The organism is Gilliamella sp. X-46 (assembly GCF_057063525.1).
Window position 1 is genome coordinate 490,515 of record NZ_JBXSQH010000001.1, and the last position, 20,210, is coordinate 510,724.

At 38.7% G+C, this 20,210-nt stretch carries 16 protein-coding genes and 1 CRISPR repeat array; of the genes, 6 read left to right on the forward strand and 10 right to left on the reverse strand.

All coding sequences use genetic code 11. The annotated features are described in order from the left end of the window. The first annotated feature begins 83 nt into the window (after positions 1–83). Entirely contained in the window at positions 84–713 is a 630-nt protein-coding gene (gene gmk / locus ACYIAJ_RS02515) for a guanylate kinase (protein ID WP_483558794.1), read from the forward strand. Positions 714–760: 47 nt separating this feature from the next. Here gmk and gloA read toward each other — a convergent pair whose 3' ends face one another. Together gloA and ACYIAJ_RS02525 are read right to left on the reverse strand one after the other, a co-directional pair. Then, a complete protein-coding gene (gene gloA / locus ACYIAJ_RS02520) occupies positions 761–1,168 on the reverse strand; it encodes a lactoylglutathione lyase (protein ID WP_091349487.1) in 408 nt (135 codons plus the stop codon). 178 nt (positions 1,169–1,346) lie between these two features. Continuing rightward, positions 1,347–1,847 (reverse strand): outer membrane lipoprotein, encoded by a 501-nt coding sequence (locus ACYIAJ_RS02525; RefSeq protein ID WP_483558998.1) that lies wholly within the window; start codon positions 1,845–1,847, stop codon positions 1,347–1,349. Positions 1,848–2,013: 166 nt separating this feature from the next. Here ACYIAJ_RS02525 and ACYIAJ_RS02530 point away from each other — a divergent pair, with 166 nt between their 5' ends. The 3 genes from ACYIAJ_RS02530 (at position 2,014) to pgm (ending at position 4,466) form a co-directional block, all read left to right on the forward strand. Continuing rightward, the gene (locus ACYIAJ_RS02530; protein WP_483558796.1) at positions 2,014–2,199 is read left to right on the forward strand and encodes a hypothetical protein; all 186 of its coding nucleotides are present in this window, start codon (positions 2,014–2,016) and stop codon (positions 2,197–2,199) included. A 22-nt stretch (positions 2,200–2,221) separates the two neighbouring features. Continuing rightward, on the forward strand, positions 2,222–2,725 hold the full coding sequence (locus ACYIAJ_RS02535) for a replication initiation negative regulator SeqA (RefSeq protein ID WP_483558798.1): 504 nt from the start codon (positions 2,222–2,224) through the stop codon (positions 2,723–2,725). Between the two features lie 103 nt (positions 2,726–2,828). After that, positions 2,829–4,466, forward strand: coding sequence for a phosphoglucomutase (alpha-D-glucose-1,6-bisphosphate-dependent) (pgm, locus tag ACYIAJ_RS02540; RefSeq protein WP_174786525.1), 1,638 nt, complete (start codon positions 2,829–2,831; stop codon positions 4,464–4,466). A 948-nt stretch (positions 4,467–5,414) separates the two neighbouring features. Next, a CRISPR array of direct repeats spans positions 5,415–5,803; the repeat unit is 29 nt; unit sequence ATTTCTAAACCGCCTATACGGCGTTAAGG. Positions 5,804–6,418: 615 nt separating this feature from the next. On the opposite strand, the gene ACYIAJ_RS02545 is transcribed toward pgm, so the two are convergent. The 3 genes from ACYIAJ_RS02545 to ACYIAJ_RS02555 form a co-directional block, all read right to left on the reverse strand. After that, positions 6,419–6,658: a hypothetical protein gene (locus ACYIAJ_RS02545; RefSeq protein ID WP_483558800.1), complete on the reverse strand. Its 240-nt coding sequence runs from the start codon at positions 6,656–6,658 to the stop codon at positions 6,419–6,421. A 221-nt stretch (positions 6,659–6,879) separates the two neighbouring features. Then, entirely contained in the window at positions 6,880–8,505 is a 1,626-nt protein-coding gene (locus tag ACYIAJ_RS02550; RefSeq protein ID WP_483564290.1) for a hypothetical protein, read from the reverse strand. A 662-nt stretch (positions 8,506–9,167) separates the two neighbouring features. Further along, positions 9,168–10,799, reverse strand: coding sequence for a hypothetical protein (locus ACYIAJ_RS02555; protein ID WP_483558804.1), 1,632 nt, complete (start codon positions 10,797–10,799; stop codon positions 9,168–9,170). 862 nt (positions 10,800–11,661) lie between these two features. On the opposite strand from ACYIAJ_RS02555, the gene yccS reads away from it, so the two are divergent. After that, positions 11,662–13,788, forward strand: a complete 2,127-nt coding sequence (yccS, locus tag ACYIAJ_RS02560) for a YccS family putative transporter (RefSeq protein ID WP_483558806.1) — start codon at positions 11,662–11,664, stop codon at positions 13,786–13,788. 94 nt (positions 13,789–13,882) lie between these two features. Here the strand turns inward: yccS and nfo are convergent, their stop codons facing one another. Both nfo and yejK read right to left on the reverse strand, forming a co-directional pair. After that, on the reverse strand, positions 13,883–14,728 hold the full coding sequence (nfo, locus tag ACYIAJ_RS02565; RefSeq protein WP_483558808.1) for a deoxyribonuclease IV: 846 nt from the start codon (positions 14,726–14,728) through the stop codon (positions 13,883–13,885). Between the two features lie 31 nt (positions 14,729–14,759). Further along, positions 14,760–15,764, reverse strand: coding sequence for a nucleoid-associated protein YejK (gene yejK, locus ACYIAJ_RS02570; RefSeq protein WP_091349474.1), 1,005 nt, complete (start codon positions 15,762–15,764; stop codon positions 14,760–14,762). 309 nt (positions 15,765–16,073) lie between these two features. On the opposite strand from yejK, the gene ACYIAJ_RS02575 reads away from it, so the two are divergent. Continuing rightward, positions 16,074–17,528, forward strand: a complete 1,455-nt coding sequence (locus tag ACYIAJ_RS02575; protein WP_483558810.1) for an MATE family efflux transporter — start codon at positions 16,074–16,076, stop codon at positions 17,526–17,528. Between the two features lie 72 nt (positions 17,529–17,600). Here the strand turns inward: ACYIAJ_RS02575 and ACYIAJ_RS02580 are convergent, their stop codons facing one another. The 3 genes from ACYIAJ_RS02580 to ACYIAJ_RS02590 all read right to left on the reverse strand — a co-directional run bounded on the left by ACYIAJ_RS02580 (position 17,601) and on the right by ACYIAJ_RS02590 (position 20,201). Continuing rightward, complete coding sequence (locus ACYIAJ_RS02580; protein WP_483558812.1) at positions 17,601–18,284, reverse strand: tetratricopeptide repeat protein; 684 nt, start codon at positions 18,282–18,284, stop codon at positions 17,601–17,603. Positions 18,285–18,429: 145 nt separating this feature from the next. Next, the gene (locus ACYIAJ_RS02585; protein WP_483558814.1) at positions 18,430–19,323 is read right to left on the reverse strand and encodes a DMT family transporter; all 894 of its coding nucleotides are present in this window, start codon (positions 19,321–19,323) and stop codon (positions 18,430–18,432) included. 11 nt (positions 19,324–19,334) lie between these two features. Continuing rightward, positions 19,335–20,201: a YicC/YloC family endoribonuclease gene (locus ACYIAJ_RS02590; protein WP_091349463.1), complete on the reverse strand. Its 867-nt coding sequence runs from the start codon at positions 20,199–20,201 to the stop codon at positions 19,335–19,337. Positions 20,202–20,210: the final 9 nt, after the last annotated feature.

Here is a 20,210-nt window from a genome sequence, read left to right on the forward strand (position 1 = left end):
AATTTTGCTATAATATCGTTTAACTTGTATTAATGGCAATCAAAACAAATAACTCAATAGCAACCAACGTGGCAAACATATCTATGTATACAGGAACTCTATTTATCATCTCTGCGCCTAGTGGTGCAGGTAAATCAAGTCTTATTCGTGCTTATCTAAACCAACAACCACATCAAGCCAAAGTATCAATTTCGCATACAACACGCGAACCACGACCTGGTGAAACACATGGCGAACACTATTATTTTGTCGATCATAAACACTTTGAATCCTTAATTGATAAAAATGCATTTGTAGAATATGCCAACGTATTTGACCACTATTACGGCACATCCAAAGCCGAAATAGAACAAAGCCTATCACAAGGAATTAATGTCTTTTTAGATATTGACTGGCAAGGTGCACGGCAAGTACGCAAAAAAATGCCTCAAGCAAAAAGCATCTTTATATTACCACCTTCACTAAAAGAGCTAGAAAACCGCTTAATAAAACGTGGACAAGATAACAGTGCCGTCATAGCCAAAAGAATGCAAAAAGCGCAGGCCGAAATTTCGCATTATAACGAATATGACTATATCATTATTAATGATGATTTTGATACTTCATTAAACGCATTAAGCGCAATCATTACCACGGCTAGCTTAGAGCAACAAAAACAAGCAATTATCAACAAACAATTATTAGCTGATTTATTGAGTAGTCAATCGAATTAAAAACAAAACATATCGCCAAAACACCGGCGATATACTATTGGGACCGGTTAATGACCTAAGGCTTGATCAGCCTGATCGTTTTGAATCAGCTCTAACTTGTAACCATCAGGATCTTCAACAAAAGCAATAATCGTTGAACCCCCTTTTACTGGCCCTGCTTCGCGTGTTACTTTACCTCCGGCTTGCTTAACGGCATGACACATTTGGGCGACATCATCAACACCAATAGCAATATGACCAAATGCCGTTCCATGATCATATGTATCTGTGTCCCAATTATAAGTTAGCTCAATAACTGAGCTCGTTGTCTCATCGCCATAGCCGACAAAGGCTAATGAATATTTGTATTGTGTGTTTTCGCTTGTTCTTAGCACTCGCATCCCCATTACACGGGTATAAAAATCGATCGAACGCTGCAAATCACCAACTCGGATCATCGTGTGTAAAATACGCATTGCTTATTGTTCCTTTAAACATAACAAATAAAAATCACATAGAGTTTATACGTTAGTATTTAGACAGGCAAATTTTTGTTATTGAAAGGGGGGGACATTATGAAGAATAATAATTTCAACTTAAATATTGCTCACCATCAAGATGAGCAAAATGAAGTATTATATTTTCAACTCGTTATTATTTTGATTGGTTGTTATAACGCGGTGATGCACTAATTTTCTTACCATTAGTAACTAAACGAACCTCTTGACCAGCAAAGAAGTCTTTAGCTGAACCTTTTTGTACAATAACAATATTTGATCCATTTTCTTGTTTAATTTCTAATTCAACAGCACTAGCTTGGCTAGTTTTATCTTGAATAGTATCACCCAAAATTGCACCACCAATAGCACCTGTTGCAACAGCTAACACTCGGCCAGTACCACCGCCAATAGTATTACCTAATACACCACCTAAAACCGCACCGCCTAAGTTACCTGCTACGTTTTCGCTCTTACCGTCTGATGATGCATTAGCTTGAATTTTAACTGGACGTACTGACACAATTGTACCATAACTCACTTGCTGAACTTGTTTGGCTTGATCAGTAGTATAAACATCGCCAGAATAAAGATCACTATTGCTACATCCTGATAAAATTGCAGCTAAAATAGTTAATGTGACGATTTTTTTCATAATTAATTCCTCATATCATATCGGTATCTGCTTATTATACCTTCTTTAGCATAATATTGTTTTAGAAAAACGACAACATCATTTTCATTATTTTATCGATAGCCAATACAATTTATCTTTAAGTTAGGTTATACTCAGCGCAATAGTTTATAAAGCGAACAATGAGTATATGAAACGGTTATTTTTTCCATTAATATTATCAGTTATGATAACGGCTTGCCATGATGCAAATCAAACGCCCCAAAAAAATGATAGTGCTGAATTAAAACAACCATCAGATAATTGTTTAAACCACACATCGGCTAATAATTTGCATTTAGATAGCACTCCTGCTTTAGGATGTCCCGTAAAATAATTTAATAGGCACATGTAACACAATGAAAACGATAGAAATCGACGAAGAATTATACCAATTTATTGCCGGCCAAACTAAACACATCGGCGAAAATGCATCAAGTATATTACGACGTTTATTGAATATAGATCAGCCGACCTTGGCAAAACAAAATATCATTGCACAAAAAGAAAGCCATTATACGCCTTTTAATGACTTACTAACTAGCGATACTTTCACAAATGAAAAATCCATTATTAATCGCTTTATATTATTACTTAGTGCACTGTATAACTATAATCCAGCACTCTTTGCCATTGCTGCCACCTCATTACACGGCAGCAAACGCCAATATTTAGCCAAAGACAAACAATTGCTAGAAACATCGGGTAAAAACACCAAACCCCGTGAAATCATTGGCACACCTTATTGGGTTATTAGCAACACCAACACTGCCAGAAAACAATATATTATAGAATCAATAATGAGTGACATGGGCATATCTGAAACAATGATAAACCAAGTCACCAATGCTTTTTTACCTTAACCGGACAAATAAAAACAAATAAAAGCTAAAAACGCGACACGCTTTAACTCGTTCACGTTTTTAGCCATTATAAAAATACTATTTTATGAAAGAGGATTAAAAAATGGCCAAGCAAAACCGCGCAGGAATGTTAGCTCAACCATCAGATCTTATTAACGTTGAAACATTACGAAATAACTATTATCAAATTCAACCTGACACGGATAACGCTAGCCAACTAGTCATATTTGGCACCTCTGGCCATCGTGGCAGTTCAAACAAAGGCACATTTAACGAAGCACATATATTAGCCGTAGCTCAAGCCATTGCTGAATACCGCAAAGCCAACAATATCACAGGACCATGCTTTATCGGTCAAGATACTCATGCATTATCAGAACTCGCATTAAAATCAGTACTCGAAGTCTTTGTTGCCAACGAACAAACGGTTGTCATGGCGCAAGATTGGGGTTATACACCAACGCCTGTGATATCGCATGCTATTTTAACCTACAACCAAGGCAAACAAACTCAGCTAGCCGACGGCATTGTAATAACCCCATCGCACAATCCACCAGAAGATGGCGGAATAAAATACAACCCAACCAATGGCGGTCCTGCGGATACGGACATCACCAAACAAATTGAAAACCGCGCCAACGAACTATTAAAAAACAAACTCAATGAAGTCAAGCGCGTAACTTTAGACAAGGCCATAAATTCAAATTACATTCATACCAAAGAGTACGAAACCGACTACATCAACGACCTTGAAAACATTTTAGATTTAGCGCTGATCAAATCATCATCGCTACAAATTGGCGTTGACCCACTGGGCGGTGCTGGCATCACCTATTGGCCTCGAATAGCCGAAAAATACGGTATCAACCTCAACATTGTAAATAACAAAGTCGATCCAACATTCAGCTTTATGCACCTAGATCATGACGAAGTGATTCGAATGGACTGCTCAAGTCGCTGGGCCATGGCAGGGTTATTAAAATTAAAAGACCAATTTGATTTAGCCTTTGGCAATGATACCGACTTTGACCGCCATGGTATTGTCACACCTAAAGGACTAATGAACCCAAATGCCTACCTATCAACTTGTGTCAATTACTTATTCCAAAATCGTCCACAATGGCACAAAGATATCGCTATTGGCAAAACACTAGTTACAAGCTCGATGATCGACCGCGTGGCAAACAGCCTCAACAAAAAATATCTAGAATACCCTGTTGGCTTTAAATGGTATGCCGATGGGCTTTACAACGGCAAACTAGGCTTTGCAGGCGAAGAAAGCGCAGGTGCATCGTTTTTAAGAACCAACGGCAAAGTATGGGCAACCGACAAAGATGGTATTATCCTATGCCTACTTGCAGCCGAAATGACAGCCAAAATGGGCAAAAACCCACAAGAACAGTACCAAGAACTCGAAGATAAATTTGGTGTTTCTTATTATGGACGAATCCAAGCGCCTGCATCGTTTAGCGAAAAACAAAAACTAGCTAAACTTGATGCCAGCCAACTAACCACCGACAACCTAGCCGGTGAAAAAATCACTCAATGCCTAACCACTGCACCGGCTAACAATGCTGCAATTGGTGGACTTAAAGTGATAACCAAAAATGGCTGGTTTGCCGCTCGTCCTTCTGGAACAGAAGATGCTTACAAAATTTATGCTGAAAGCTTTATAAGTAATGAGCATTTAAATACGCTACAGCAAGAGGCGCAACAAATTGTGGCTAAAGCGATTAAATAATCGAAAAAAACAAATGCAATAAAAAAACAGCAGCTATTTGGCTGCTGTTTTTTATGTAGGTTTTTATGTAAAAACACAAAATAAAAACTTTAATAAAATCAATATGTTTTCCGACTGATTTTTGGGCGAAAAATCAGGCCTTTTTGGGTTGGGGAATAGGATGGATTGGGTGCGGTGGTTTCGGACGTTTTGACCTATAGTGAACAAAATAGCTATCGTGACCACGTCCGAGCTAAGGGAATTAGAGCGAATTCCCTGACAACCCACGCTTTGGCTGCAGAATGTGGCCTGCGGCTACGCTACTCGTATCATCCTGATACTCGCCTCTTCGAGGCCACCTTCACTATGCTCAGGTGTTCAAATTTGTTCCAGACAAATTTGTCCGACGCCGGAATAGGACAAACAACATAACTATCGTTTTTGGGATGGGTTATTGTGTTTTATAAGGTTTTTTTGTTAAAAAAACAGTCAGAAAAAACTTTAATGAAATCAATACCTTTTCTGACCGATTTTTGGCGGAAAATCAGGTCTTTTTTTTGGGTTGGTGAATAGAATAAATTGGATGCGCAGGTTTCGGACGTTTTGACCTATAGTGAACAAAATAGCTACAGTGACCACGTCCGAGCTAAGGGAATTAAAGCGAATTCCCTTAGCAATCCCGCGCTTTGGCTGCAGAATGTGGCCTGCGGCTACCCGACGCCGTCGCTCGGTCTTAACGCACCGGCTATTATCCGTTCCAGACGGAGAATAGCCTCGCCAAACATCCCTGTTTGGCGTGCTAACCTCACTCTGTTGTCGGCACATTCTGACGCCGGAATAAGACAAATAACATAACCATCGTTTTTTGGGAATATTGTTGTGTTTTTATAATTATATGGTTGATTTTATTTAAATTAAACGCCTACACGGCGTTAAGGCTCCTTATTTTTAATTCCAATTTTATCAGAAATTTCTAAACCGCCTATACGGCGTTAAGGGGTTACAGTTTTACAAGTTGGGATTCAGATCATTTCTAAACCGCCTATACGGCGTTAAGGTGGCAGCGGCTCAGCTTGATACGATTATTGCATTTCTAAACCGCCTATACGGCGTTAAGGGTTATGCGCAATCGGTTAAGGTTGCAACAAGATTTCTAAACCGCCTATACGGCGTTAAGGATTGTTATCTGCTAAAGCTGCGTAATGCGTTTTTTCTAAACCGCCTATACGGCGTTAAGGATTGATTGCCGATGTAGATGGCTGCATGGTTATTTCTAAACCGCCTATACGGCGTTAAGGAGTGGTGGCGATTTCGGACGAGACAAATTTGGTTTCTAAACCGCCTATACGGCGTTAAGGTAGAGCTCAAGATTTGATAAATCTTGCTGTATAAAGATAAACAACAATTTCATCTTTGAAAACCCTTTTTTTGAGGTGTTTTATAATTTATTGATTTTATTTAATTTTAAATTATCGTTAAAAAAAGGGTTTGGAGCGGTTAAATTGCTGTTATTAGGCCGCTATTCGTGGTTTTGTTGATTTGTTGTATGTCGGCGCTTTGCTTAGGTTGTGTAAGCGATTGATTTTCCTTGAAAATACAAAAATAAAAACTTCAATAAAATCAATACCTTTCCTGACCACTTTTTGGATGTAATTACATTGCTTTTTAACAAAAAACAATTCACCCAAAATACCTAAGATTATGTTATTTGTCCTATTCCGGCGTCAGAATGTGCCGACAACAGAGTGAGGTTAGCACGCCAAACAGGGATGTTTGGCGAGTTTGTGCTGCGTCTGGAACGCATCACAAACGGTGCGTTAAGACCGAGCGGCGGCGTCGGGTAGCCGTAGGCCACATTCTGCAGCCAAAGCGTGGGTTGTCAGGGAATTCGCTTTAATTCCCTGACTCGGACGTGGTCACTGTAGCTATTTTATTCACTAAAGGTCAAAACGTCCGAAACCACTGCACTCAATTCATTTTATCCACCAACCCAAAAACACAATAGGATAACGTTTATTAATAACATTAGCCGGAAATCCACCACATACAACGATTTGGTCAAGTTTTTTAATATGCTTGATTATCGGTTTTAGGTTAAAACCTAATAATTGACTCATGACATAAAATGACTGGTTATAAGCCTTTAAAAAAAGGCCTTCTTTCAAAAAATGTATCGGATTTTCACTTAATGCTAATTTTTGTTCTATTTCCATTACATGACTTCTCTTTATTTATTTGATTTTACCCCTGAGCCACCGCCATCGACACTTTCAGCGTCGCCGGCGGGGGGCGGCGCGATTGTGGCTTCGCCGCAACAGCGCAACCCTAAGGAAAATGCCCCAACTGACGCGGGGGCGTTATTCTTTGTTAGATTGTCCTCTCAGGCACCATAACCGCCCCCGCGGCCCAAGGATTAAGGACTAAACGCTAAAAACTAAGGTGTGGTGCAAACAGCGTAACTACTGTTGGAAACAAGGGAGTAGCGGATGTTGCCGTAGTTCGAGCTGACACCGAAGCCATCGATACCTGCCGCGTCACCCGTCCAGTAGAAGTAGTCGTAGTCGAAGCCCGCACCAGCGTAGTTGTGCATGTGGCCCCACTCAGTGAAAAAAACAGCACCTATGTGACGCTTGTAATCATTATTAGATGAACTAGGTGTGGCGCCTAAATTACTATAGTTTGAATTGGTCAAATCACTTACCCTAGCAAGACGATAACCCAAACGACTACACCAAGTGGATTGGTTAGACCGATTATCGAGAACATAACCTCGATTGACGAACCACTTCTGTAACACAAATCCATACCTCACCTCATTACCACGACTATCTCTGCCCACCAACTCAAATCTCTGTGGCAAAGAGGGTACATCTAGAGGACGAGGATTATTTGTGTATATTTGAGCACCATTTGCCCTAGGACCGCTTAACTTAACTCGTGCGACAACATTTTCAAAAACATTTGTCACCGTAACCGTTATTCCACCACGAATGACCGGAGACCACGTTAACCAACGTGCATCGACTCCACCTATGAGCAAATCAAAATACAAACCATCAGCACCTGTAGTTGGAAAGTTTCGCTCGTAAGATGAAGAATCGTTTGACTGAGTTAAAAAACCCTTTGTAGGAGACCATATGTTAGCTGGGCCTGCATAGCGAGGATCATCATTAGAATCGATGCCAGTTGTACCACCAAACAACAAACTCGGCCTTGCGTAACAAACACTAGGACCACCATACGGATTAATATAATAATTCACCGTAGCTCCACTAAAACTGGTTCTATTAGGAACACCATAACGTGTCTGTAAATATCCCCTTGTACTACTTAAAGTTACCCTATAAGGAGCATTACATATACTTAATGCATCGTTACGATTAACTCTATTGCCATCCTTATCCCTAAACGATACCGATATATTCCCCGATGCGGTAACACCATTAGCACCCTGTCCATCCCCATCATCATCACGCCAATAATTATATCGAGTGACTAAATCACTTAAATCAACTGAACTAGCCGATGACGGGACTATCATATCTATATCATCCAGAGAATTCCCTGCATAAGGCAATCTTATTGGATTTGATACACTTGATGTATTAGTAGACGGCGTGATGACTTGGCCATCCTGCAACCTTATAGACAACAAACTATCCGTTGATGTTGCCCTTGTTTGGCCATTGTCAAAAGTTAAATACGGCGCACTACCCACGATATACCTTGATGTATGTGCCGTTAATGCCACAGAACCCTGTGTATAGGACAATAACAACAATGATGCAAAGAATAATGCCGATTTAGATAACAATGAAAGTCTAAACCATAATGGCGGTTTTAACAACCACTTGGATATCGACGATAATTTTGCCGAAGAGGTTGTCGAAGAGCCCGCCGAAAACATCGCCTGAAAAAACCGCGATGACGGCGTCGATTTCGCTACGCGAAATGACTTCGGTGATGAAAATAAGAACTGTGTCTGATTTAGACTACGGTGAAATTGAAAAAGATTTAGAACATAGGTTTGGCAGGCCATGTGCCATGTGCCATGTGCCATAAATGGTAACGCATTTCGATTATCCTGTCAAGTAATTTTTTGTTTTATTTGAATTTTTATAATTGACCGCTCAACTAATGAGCACTCCCTTGCTTTAAAAGCGCTTAAATTATAATCGTTTAATTAATAATACGCTAGTTTTTTTGTTAAAAACTTGTAAAGTTTTGTTAAGAATCAGGTTGAACTTTTGTTGGTGTGTTTTGAGGGAATGGTTTTGGTGATGTTTTTTTGAATAAAAACCACCAAATAAAAACTTTAATAAAATCAATATCTTTTCTGACCGATTTTTGTGGGAAATAAGACCATTTTTTGGTTGGTGGATAGAATGAATTGGGTGCAGTTCATTTCACAAAAATCCCCTAAATCGGACGTGGTCACTATAGCTGTTTTTTCACCAAAGTAAAAACGCCCGAAACCTTGCCGAACTAAAATAGACCACAGCTTTAAACCACCACAGGTAATCCACACGACTGCCAACTACACTTTCAGCGTCGGCAGCGGAAGCGTTTTTTTTACTTTTAGTCATGAAATCACTGGATTCGCAGGCTTTGTCTGCTCAAAGCCCCAACTTTCTCAGGGGGCTTTATTCTTTATTAGATTAACTTCTATTGGTACCATAAACGCCTTCCGTGCCCAAAAAATTAAGGACTAAGAAATAAAAGCTAAGGTGCGGTGCAAACAGCGGAATAGCTATTGGAAACGCTGGGGCCGTTGACGGCGCCTTCGTACGAGCGGACAGCAAAACCATAGCCACCTGCCGCGCCGCTTGCCCAATAGTGGTTGTGGACGAAGTCCCCATCAGCGTAGCTGCCCACGCGGCCCCACTCCGTGAAAAAACCAGCACCTATGTGACGCATGAAATTATTACCAGATGAACTAGGCGTGGCGCCATCTACACCATTTATACATGAGAAGTCGCTACTAACACCACACCTAGCGTTAGTTAAATCCTCGACCTGTGGCAAACGATAACCCAAACTACTACACCAAGAGGATTGGTTAGACTGAGTATCCGTATTAATACCCCGATTGATGAACCACTGCTTTAACACAAATCCATATTTAACCATCACATTACCCCCACTATCCCTACCCACTAACTCAAATGTCTGTGGCAAAGACAATGGAGTAAGAGGACTAGGATTACTTGAATTCCACTGACTACGACTCACTCTAGGACCGCTTAACTTAACACGTGCGACAACTTTTCCTCTATCAGCACTAGGAATCCATCCATCACTAGGTGTAACACTTGTCACTGTAGCTATTATACTACTACCATTTGTGACAACAGACCACGTCAACTGACTTGCATTAATTCCACTTATGTCTAAATCAAAATACAAACCATCAGCACCTGTTGTCGGAAAATTTCGGTCGTAAGATGATGAACTCGTTGACTGAGTTAAAAAACCCTTTGTAGGAGACCATATGTTGGATAGACCTGCGTACTTGGAATCGTCACGGAAACCATCAACAGTAGCACCAGTACCACCAAAGTACAAATTTGGCCTTGCGTAACAAACACCAACATCAGCATACGGATTGATATAATAATCCACTGTAGCTCCACCGAAATTACTACTCCTTGGCACACCATACTGGGTAGTTAAACTTCCTCCCATACTTCTTAACGTTACCTTATAAGGTGCACTGCAAATACTTAATGTATCACTACGACTAACGGTATTGCCATTTTTATCCGTAAATGATACCGATATACTCCCTGTAGCAGTAACACCATTAGTACCTTGTCCATCTCCATCATCATCTCCCCAATAATTATACCTAGTGACCAAATCACTTAAACTCACTGAATTCACTGATGATGGGATTACCATATCTATATCTCCCAAAGTACTTCCTGCATAAGGTAATCTTATCGGATTTGTAACACTTGATGGATTAGTTGACGGTGTGTACCTTGTTCCATCCCGCAACTTAATAGACAATAAACTATCTGTTGATGTTGCCTTTGTTCGACCACCGTCGAACGTTAAATACGGAGGAGTACCCTCTATATACGCTGATGTATACGCCGTTAATGCCACAGAACCCTGTGTATATGACAACAAGAACAATGCCACGAAGAACAACGCGGATTTTGATAATAACGAAAATTTAGATAACAATTTGGGAATCGGTGATAACCTTGCCGACAACGTCGCCGATTTCGCTACGCGAAATGACTTCGGTGATGATAATAAGAACTGTATCTGATTTAGACTACGGTGAAATTGAAAAAGATTTTGGGCGTAGGTTTGGCAGGCCAGATGCCAGATGCCAGATGCCATGCATGGTAGCGCATTTCGATTATCCCGTCAAGTAATTTTTTGTTTTATTTCAATTTTTTTAAAATTTTCGCTCAATTAATGAGCTTTCTCTTGTTTTAAATGCGCTTGAATTATAACCGGTTGATTAAGAATACGCTAGTTTTTGTTAAAAATTTTAAGGTTTTGTTAAGTGTGTAAGGTTAAACTTTTGTTGGCCTATTTTTTTGGGGGGATGGTTTTGGTGATATTTTTGGCTAAAAACCACTAAATAAAAACTTAAATAAAATCAATATCTTTACTGACCAATTTTTGGATGTAATTACATTACTTTTTAACAAAAAAGCAACTCACAAAAAATACCTAAGATTATGTTGTTTGTCCTATTCCGGCGTCAGAATGTGCCGACAACAGAGCGAGGTTAGCACGCCAAACAAGAATGTTTGGCGAGTTTGTGCTGCGTCTGACAAATTTGTCTGGAACAAATTTGAACATCTGAGCACAGCGAAGATGGCCTCGTAGAGGCGAGTATCAGGATGATACGAGTAGTGCCGCAGGCCACATTCTGCAGCCAAAGCGTGGGATTGCAAAGGGAATTCGCTCTAATTCCCTTTGCTCGGACGTGGTCACAATAGCTATTTTGTTCACCCAAGGTCAAAACGTCCGAAACCACCGCACCCAATTTATTCTATTCACCAAAACAAAAAGGCCTGATTTTCCGCTCAAAAATTGGTCAGAAAAGGTATTGATTTTATTCAAGTTTTTTATTTGACTGTTTTTTAACAAAAAACAACGATTACAAAGTATACTTTCCCTATCTGCCTCAATATAGTATCCTATTCGCTATTATCCCATTCAAAGTTCATATACCGTGCACGGATTCATTTTGACTTTACGCAAAGTCTTTTATAGTAGCAACCTTCTTTTTAGTCTTCGAATGTTAATTAGTTTGACTGGATCGACTTTGGTTCCTTGGTATTTGGGGCAAACATCGCTTGTGATTCCCCTTACACTTGGAGTGGTTGCGGCAGGATTGACCGAGATTGATACGCGTTTATTAAGCCGTTGTATTAATTTGGTCTTTACGTTGTTCTGTTTTGCTATTGCGACTTTTTCGGTCGAGCTGTTATTTGATCTTCCTGTGTTATTTATTGTCGGTTTGGTGTCTTCGACTTTTATTTTTATTATGCTTGGGTCGCTTGGTCAGCGTTATGGGGTGATTGCTTTTGGGTCGCTTTTGATTGCGGCTTATACCATGCTTGGACATAACCTATATACCGACAATTATACGTTGCCTTGTTTTTTGTTACTTGGCGCGCTTTGGTATAATGTTGTTTCGTTAATTGAGTCGATCATCCAACCCATTCGTACAACCCAGCAGTCGCTGTCACTGTGTTTTATTTATTTGGCGCAATATCTTGATGCTAAGGCGGCAATGTTCGATCCTGATGAGACCAACGATTTTGTAAAGCAGACATTGCAGTTGACCGATAGTAATAATCAGCTTGTGAGCGCATTTAATCACACCAAGCGTTCGCTATTTAATCGGTTAAAAAGCTATCGTGGGCAGGCTTATATTAGGAAGATGCTGAGCTACTATTTTGTGGCACAAGATATCCACGAGCGCGCAAGTTCGGCACATGGAAATTATCAAGCATTGAGTCTGCATTTTAAACATAGTGATATCTTGTTTCGATTTGCGCGTATTTTAAATTTACAGGCGAAGGCATGTGCTCAGTTGGCAATGGCGATTAAGTTAAATCAGACTTATCAGCATGATTCGTTGTTTTCGCGTTATTTTTTGTATCTTGAAGAGGCAATTAATCAGTATCACGCAAGCAATAAAGCCGATATGATGATGGTGAAGGCGCTAAGAAGTTTGCATCAAAATTTGCTATCTATCGATCTGTTACTTGCCAATATTGATACCGAGCAACATTTATCAAAAGAGCAAGAAGATAATCAGTTAATTGACGAGGAGTTAACCCGTTTTCATGATATTTTTGTTAAAATCAAAGGGAATTTGACGGTTAAGTCCGCACTGTTTCGCCATGCGATTCGTATGTGTGTGGTATTTTTTGTGGGTTATATGGTCATTTGTTTTTCTGATTTATCACATGGGTATTGGATTATTTTAACCAGCTTGTTTGTGTGCCAACCAAACTATTCCACCACAAAACATCGCCTAAAATTGCGCGTAATGGGGACAATTTTGGGGATCATAGTGGGTATTCCGTTAACGTTTTTATTTCCAAGTGTACCTGAACAGTTGGTGTTAATTATTATTACCGGTTGGCTATTTTTTCTATTTAAGAATTCACAATATGCTTACGCGACAGCATTTATTACATTACTCGTGTTTTTTAGTTTTAGCTTGATTGGCGAAAGCAGTATTGCGGTGGCTGTTTCGCGCATTATTGCAACGTTGATTGGTTGTTTTATTGCTTGGTTTGCCGTGAGCTTTATTTGGCCTGACTGGCAGTTTAGAAATCTGCCTAAACTCGTTGATCGTGTTTGTCATGATGATAGTCACTATTTGGCGTTAATTGGACGCCAGTATTTGTCTGGCAAAACTAATGATCTACAATATCGATTAGCAAGACGAGCTACGCATGATAGTAATGCAGATTTATCGTCGTTAATTAGTTTGATGACCAAAGAGCCACATATGAATCCGGTGGTTATTGATCAGGGATTTCGTCTATTGACGCTTAATCATACGTTAATTAGTTATCTTTCAACTTTAGGCGCACATCGTGATAAATGTATCTCAAAACAGACGCTCGATCTGTTTGACGATTTGTCGGTCTATATTATTAATCTGTTAAGCGATAAAAAGATAGATGGCGAATACCAATTCATTAAGAAGTCTGTTGTCGATTATATCGATACCATTTCCGTCAATTCAGTAGATGACGATAAAGCCAATAATGATCTGCTTGTAATGCAACAATTAGCTTTGATTTTGGATATTTTGCCGGAAATAATTGAACTTGTAACGCAATTGGAATAATGAAACATGTTTAAACATTTATGCAATGTTTAACCTAGTTTGTGGGTAAGCATTACCCACTTTGTTTATAGTCAAATAGAAAATATAATAATTTTTATGCATTTATTTGCTGCTTTAACCAGCTTATTTCTTGCGCCCAGATGTCGGGATCGATGGTTTCTAAAATAAGGGGAATTTCATCAATTCTTGGATCTTGCATAATGTATTTAAAGGCTGCTTCGCCAATATTGCCTTTGCCTAAGCTATGATGACGATCAACATGGCTAGCAAATTCGCTTTTGGCATCGTTTAAGTGCATGCCTCGCAAGTATTTGAAACCTACAATTTTTTCAAATTCGGCAAAGGTTTCTTGGCAGGCTTTTTCAGTACGCAAGTCATAGCCAGCAGCAAAGGCATGGCAAGTGTCAATACAAACGCCAACTCGGCTTTTGTCTTCAACTTGGTCGATGATCTGGGCAAGATGTTCAAATTTATAGCCTAAGTTAGAGCCTTGCCCCGCAGTATTTTCAATAACGGCAACCACATTTTGTGTTTTATCAAGCGTGATATTAATCGATTCGGCAATACGTGCTAAACATTCATCAACCGAAATCTGTTTTAAGTCACTACCGGGGTGAAAGTTAAGTAATGTCAGCCCTAGCTGTTCGCACCGTTGCATTTCGTCTAAAAAGGCGGTGCGTGATTTTTCGAGCTGTTCTCGATCTGGGTGGCCTAAATTAATTAAGTAACTATCGTGAGGCAAGATCTGTTTGCTAGTAAAGCCATATTTTTCGCAACGCTTTTTGAAGCTGTCGATAATTGTGGGCTCAAGCGGTTTGGCGTGCCATTGTCGTTGATTTTTAGTAAATAGCGCAAATGCGGTTGCGCCAATTTGATAGGCGTTAATTGGGGCATTGTCTACCCCACCTGCTGCACTGACATGTGCACCAATGTATTTCATGTTTTGTCCTAATAACGTTGTTGGTTGATAATTAGTTGGAACCGCTATTGCGTTGTAGCTGATCACGTAAATTAGGTGGTACACCTTTAATTACTAGGGAGTCAGTTTGCGGATCCCACTTAATGCGTTCACCTAATAAATTTGAATCAAAGCTTAACGTTAATCCCCCACCACTACCGGAGAATTTTTTAAGCTGACGCAGTGCACTACGATCAACGGGAAATGTTTCTTCTAAATCATATTCACTGTTTTTAATAAATTCAATAAAGTTATTGTCAACACTGGCAGGTAGTTCGTTGGCCAGATTTTTCAGTTCAATTTCTTCGCCTGCTTGTAATTGGGCTTGGCAGTAGTTATAAACGTTTTCGCGCGCGCTGGTTTTGTCTTGCTTGTCAAATTGCATTTCTTGGCAGTAATCATCGACCGCTTTAACCAGTGTTTTGTTTTGCGCTTTTGCATCTAATCCTTCGCTAGCACCTAAATAGTCCATAAAAAAGTCAGATACTTTGCGCCCTACTCGTCCTTTTAAGAAAGTTAAATAGCGTTTTGAGTCCGCTTGGGTTTCCCATTCGGTAATGTCGATACGGGCAATAATATCGGCATGGTCAATGTCTAAGTATTGTGTTTCGCTGATATCTAAATCTTCATTCACTAACATACTTAAACAACTATTTAGTACAGCAATAATCAAGTATTCAACCGCCAAATAACGGTACTGACAAAATACAACCGTTCCCCCTTCCGCAAAAGGGTATTTAGCCAATTCGTTACGCAGTTGTTTGGTCGATTCTTGGCTAAAATGTAAGAAGTCTTGATTGCCAAGGCGTAGTTCTTTTAGTGATTGTTCAAATAAGCTATCGCTATTAAATAGTCCATAGGCTTTGCTTTTGTTGTTGTAGATACGGTTGATATCTTCGATTAGATTAACAACGGCTTGCTCATTACCTAGCATTGATTCACGAAGTTGTAATTCGATTTCGGTGTCGCTTTTTCTAATTAATTTATGCAATATGATCTTTTCTATTTGTACGCTCATCGGTGAGGTTCCTATTTTGATCGCAATAATCAGTAAGAGCGTTATTCTATCAAAGCGTCAAAAAAGTGCTATTAACAATTTATCACTCTGTTAAACTAGTGCTGTTAACTTGCATTAAATCTATACTGAAATGCATGGTTATCTGAAATTTTTTGACAAGATTTAACTACACAGTAACAATAGAAAAGTTTAGATAATTACTATAAGCTATAATCATAAAAAATAAGTAAAAATAGTAAATCCAGTATATTATTTTGGTAATATAGCCTATACGCAGCCATGATCATATCATGGATAATTCGAATAATAATGATACTGCCTTATACTCAAACGTATAGCTACCTAAAACTTCTTTACAATATTAGCAGCGGAAAAATAAAAGCAATGGTTCACTCTCTTGATGTTTATAATGATTTTAAAAATAAAAAAATCAGTTTATTATTTTGGCAATATGCACTGCCTGCGGTAATTGGCACAATTGTAAATACGCTGTATAACATTATTGATGGTATTTTTATTGGCCATTGGATTGGTCGTGAAGCATTGAGTGGTGCAGGCATTATTTTGCCAGTTATGAACCTCACTGCAGGCATTGGTATGCTGGTAGGTATTGGCTCGGCGAGCCGGATTTCGATTTTTTTGGGTCGTGGCGAAAACGACAAAGCCGAAAAAGTCGCAGGTACCTCGTTTATGCTAACCGCAGTTCTGAGTGGCATTACGCTTTCGTTATTGCTCTATTTTGTCGATCCCGTTTTACATTTTGTCGGCTCTAGTGCGACTAATCATGTATATGCTCGAGAATTTTTAGAGGTTTATTTACCGGGTAGTATTTTTATTACGTTAACGTTTAATTATAACAATATGATGCGCGCCAGTGGTTATCCATTTAAAGCAATGGTTACCATGTTTATTAGTGTAATTGCCAATATTATTTTAGCACCGATTTTTATTATTGGTTTAGGCTGGGGAATGCGTGGAGCGGCTTTTGCAACCACGTTATCCATGTTTATTAGCTTCTTATTTGTTATGCAACACTTTATCAGCAAAAACAGTAATATTAAGCTATATCGGCGCAATTTCACCCTTAACTTGACCTATATTAAATCGATTATATCAATCGGTATGTCTCCATTTGCCATGCAGGTTGCAGCTTCTATAGTGGTGGTTTTTATCAACTGGCAATTAGTACATTATGCACCACTGTCTAACGTATCAAGTGATGATGCTATTGCGGGCTATTCTAATGCCAACCGATTGATCACATTAGTAATTATGATTGTTATTGGGATTAATCAAGGTATGCAACCCATTATTGGTTATAATTACGGAGCAAAAAACTATTCGCGTGTCAAAACCACTTTTTTCTATGCCGTTAAAGTAGCAACTGTAATTACCAGTATTGGCTTTATTCTTGGGTTTTTTATTCCGGATATTTTAGTCCGTGCATTTAGTGCTGACGAGGATTTAATCTCAATATCAGCCATTGCACTACGCTATACCACACTTTCTTTTGCTTTTATTGGTTTCCAAATGGTGACCACAAGCTTTTTCCAATGCATTGGTATGGCAAAAGTATCGATTTTACTCAGTCTTTCTAGACAGATCCTTATTTTATTGCCAACACTCTATATTTTGCCATTATTCTTTGGGCTTGATGGCGTTTGGGCAGCAGCACCAACGGCAGATTTGTTATCAACTTTTACAGCTTGCTTGATACTTTATTGGTATTTTAAATCACTCAAGAAAAGACATTGTTGTAATTAATACTGCCGTTTAAGTTAATCAGGGCTTAACGCCCTTTTTAATTTGGCCCAATTTTATTTACTGAAGTTGTTTTTATTTTTGTTCACAAAATTCATGCTTAACTCCATTTTCACAAGCTTTTTTAAACAATTCTTTCGCTTTTTTGGTATCTTTTTTAACATCATAGCCATTAAAATATATCACGCCAAGATTCCATTGTGCGTAAGGATCATTTTGCTCGGCCGCTTTTTCCAACCAAATTTTAGCTAAACTATAATCTTGTTCAACAACTTTACCATCAAAATACATATCACCTAAAGAATATTGAGCATTTACATTGCCATTTTCACTCGCTTTTTGATACCATTCCAAAGCTTTCGTTATATTTTGTTCAACACCTTGGCCTTTTTCGTACATATACCCTAAATTAAATTGAGCTTCGTCGTCTTTTTCTGCTGCTTTTTGAAACCATTCAAAAGCTTTGGTGTAATCTTGTTCAACTTCTTCACCTTTATAATATAAGCTAGCGATATTAGTCATAGCATATACAATACCTTGTGCCGCAGCTTTTTCGTACCATTCTATTGCTTTTTGCGCATCTTTTGTGACAGAAATACCATAAAGGTACCTAACGCCAAGATAAAATTGTGCTTCTGGATTATTTTCTTCTGCCGCTTTTTTGTATAATTCGTCAAAACTCAAATCTCGAAAATCTTGAGCATAAGATGGGCTTGAGAAACATATGAACAATAAAAATAATGCAACTAATTTTTTCACGTTATATTCCTTATTAGCAAAACTTAATGAAGTTAAAATATATATTCTAAATTATTATAAACTAAAATTACTGAACTATTTTTAGTAAAATCAAAATAAAACCTATTAATTCCACTCAGTATCTCGTATTGTAGCCTTATTATGTCTAAGGCGATGAGTTTGTAATACTTGATAAGGTCACAAACATAAGACACAGAAAAATCAATATAACCCCAAACCACCCAACTAATGACATTTGTTCACCAATAATTAACATCGCTAATATGGCTGCAATAACCGGCTCTAACAAGCTAATAGTAATAGCTGAACTGGCTGATATTTTAGATAAACCATAGCCATAACATAAATACCCAAGAAACATGGGAATCAATGCCATATAAATGCAAACAGTCATATTGGTTAATGAGTCAAACAATGCAGATCCTGTAAGTAGCATAACAGGTATAAGTAAGATGCCACCACAACCAAAAGTCGCGCCCATGGCCGCTTTTGTTGCGATACCTTTTAACATTAATTGCCGTGCAGACCATGAATACAAGGCATAAGTGAATCCAGCGATTAAGCCTAGCAAAATGCCAATAGTGATATGATCATATTGATTTGTAGTAGAGTTATTTTCTGAAAAGGCAAGTAAAATTATTCCCAAAATGCCACAGCTAGCTCCTATTAACCATTGTTTAGTTAACCGAAAATCACGGCTAATATATTCAATAATGGCTGAAAGAATCGGCGCAGAACCAATAGAGACCACCGTTCCTATTGTCACACCAGACAACCGCATCGAGCTATAAAAAGCTAAAGGGTAAATCATTACCGCAATGGCACCAACAATAAGAAAACCAAAATGTTTGGTTAACAAATGACGCTCTTTGATTATTTTGGGTATCGCCAATGTGCATTGTAAAATGCCACCAATGCCCATTGCTAACGAGCCAATAAGTAAAGGAGAAAGCGAGGGAGCAAATGTAGCTGCTGTGCCCGTTGTCCCCCACAAAACAGATGCCAATATGACGGCTAAAATGCCAAGTATTCTATTCATTGAATAAATGATCACTCAATGTTTTGTACTTGCTCTCTGATTTGTTCAATAAGCACTTTGAGTTCAATCGCACTGGCTGTAACATCAGCATTAATTGATTTAGACGCAATAGTGTTAGATTCTCGATTAAATTCTTGCATCATAAAATCAAGCCTGCGCCCTACTGCTTCGTTCTTTTTCAAGATTGAATAAGTTTCTTTTACATGAGTCATTAATCGATCAAGTTCTTCGGCAACATCAATGCGCTGTGCAACCATAACAATTTCTTGTTCTAGACGGGAATTGTCAAGTTCAATATTGGCTTCTTCTAATTTACTTTTTAGCCTTTCTTTTTGCCATTCAAGAATTTGTGGCATCCATTGGCGGATTTTGTCAACTTCTACGGTAATCGCTTCTAATCGTTTGATAATAAGATCACAAAGCGCTTTACCTTCGCGCTCACGTACCGCAATAAACTCATCAATTGCGGTGTCAAGTAGAGCTAAAATTTCTTGTGAGATAGTATCTAAATTTTGCTCTTTTGCCGACATAACACCCGGCCAACGTAATACATCAATAGGGTTAATTTGAGCTGTATCTTGTTCAGTTTGAATCCAACTTGCAGCATTAATTATCTGTTTAGCCAGTTCTTTATTTAATGAAAGTTCTTGATGTTGTGCTGAAGGATCTAATTCAAAACGCAAATTACATTCGATTTTACCACGAGTTAGGCGATTACGTAATTTTTCGCGAACGATAGGTTCAAGTGAACGAAATTGCTCAGGCAAACGAATATACGTTTCTAAGTAACGTTGGTTAACTGAGCGTAATTCCCAAGAAGCCGTTCCCCATGGTTGATTGGCCTCTTTTCTTGCATAAGCAGTCATGCTTGAAATCATAATAACATC

What these genes read in the sequence shown, in the direction of transcription:
- gloA (WP_091349487.1), bottom strand. Translation starts at nt 1,168, where the DNA reads ATGCGTATTTTACACACGATGATCCGAGTTGGTGATTTGCAGCGTTCG.
- gmk (WP_483558794.1), top strand. Translation starts at nt 84, where the DNA reads ATGTATACAGGAACTCTATTTATCATCTCTGCGCCTAGTGGTGCAGGT.
- ACYIAJ_RS02590 (WP_091349463.1), bottom strand. Translation starts at nt 20,201, where the DNA reads ATGATTTCAAGCATGACTGCTTATGCAAGAAAAGAGGCCAATCAACCA.
- ACYIAJ_RS02535 (WP_483558798.1), top strand. Translation starts at nt 2,222, where the DNA reads ATGAAAACGATAGAAATCGACGAAGAATTATACCAATTTATTGCCGGC.
- ACYIAJ_RS02575 (WP_483558810.1), top strand. Translation starts at nt 16,074, where the DNA reads ATGATACTGCCTTATACTCAAACGTATAGCTACCTAAAACTTCTTTAC.
- ACYIAJ_RS02545 (WP_483558800.1), bottom strand. Translation starts at nt 6,658, where the DNA reads ATGGAAATAGAACAAAAATTAGCATTAAGTGAAAATCCGATACATTTT.
- yejK (WP_091349474.1), bottom strand. Translation starts at nt 15,764, where the DNA reads ATGAGCGTACAAATAGAAAAGATCATATTGCATAAATTAATTAGAAAA.
- pgm (WP_174786525.1), top strand. Translation starts at nt 2,829, where the DNA reads ATGGCCAAGCAAAACCGCGCAGGAATGTTAGCTCAACCATCAGATCTT.
- ACYIAJ_RS02530 (WP_483558796.1), top strand. Translation starts at nt 2,014, where the DNA reads ATGAAACGGTTATTTTTTCCATTAATATTATCAGTTATGATAACGGCT.
- ACYIAJ_RS02550 (WP_483564290.1), bottom strand. Translation starts at nt 8,505, where the DNA reads ATGGCACATGGCACATGGCACATGGCCTGCCAAACCTATGTTCTAAAT.
- ACYIAJ_RS02585 (WP_483558814.1), bottom strand. Translation starts at nt 19,323, where the DNA reads ATGAATAGAATACTTGGCATTTTAGCCGTCATATTGGCATCTGTTTTG.
- nfo (WP_483558808.1), bottom strand. Translation starts at nt 14,728, where the DNA reads ATGAAATACATTGGTGCACATGTCAGTGCAGCAGGTGGGGTAGACAAT.
- ACYIAJ_RS02555 (WP_483558804.1), bottom strand. Translation starts at nt 10,799, where the DNA reads ATGGCATCTGGCATCTGGCATCTGGCCTGCCAAACCTACGCCCAAAAT.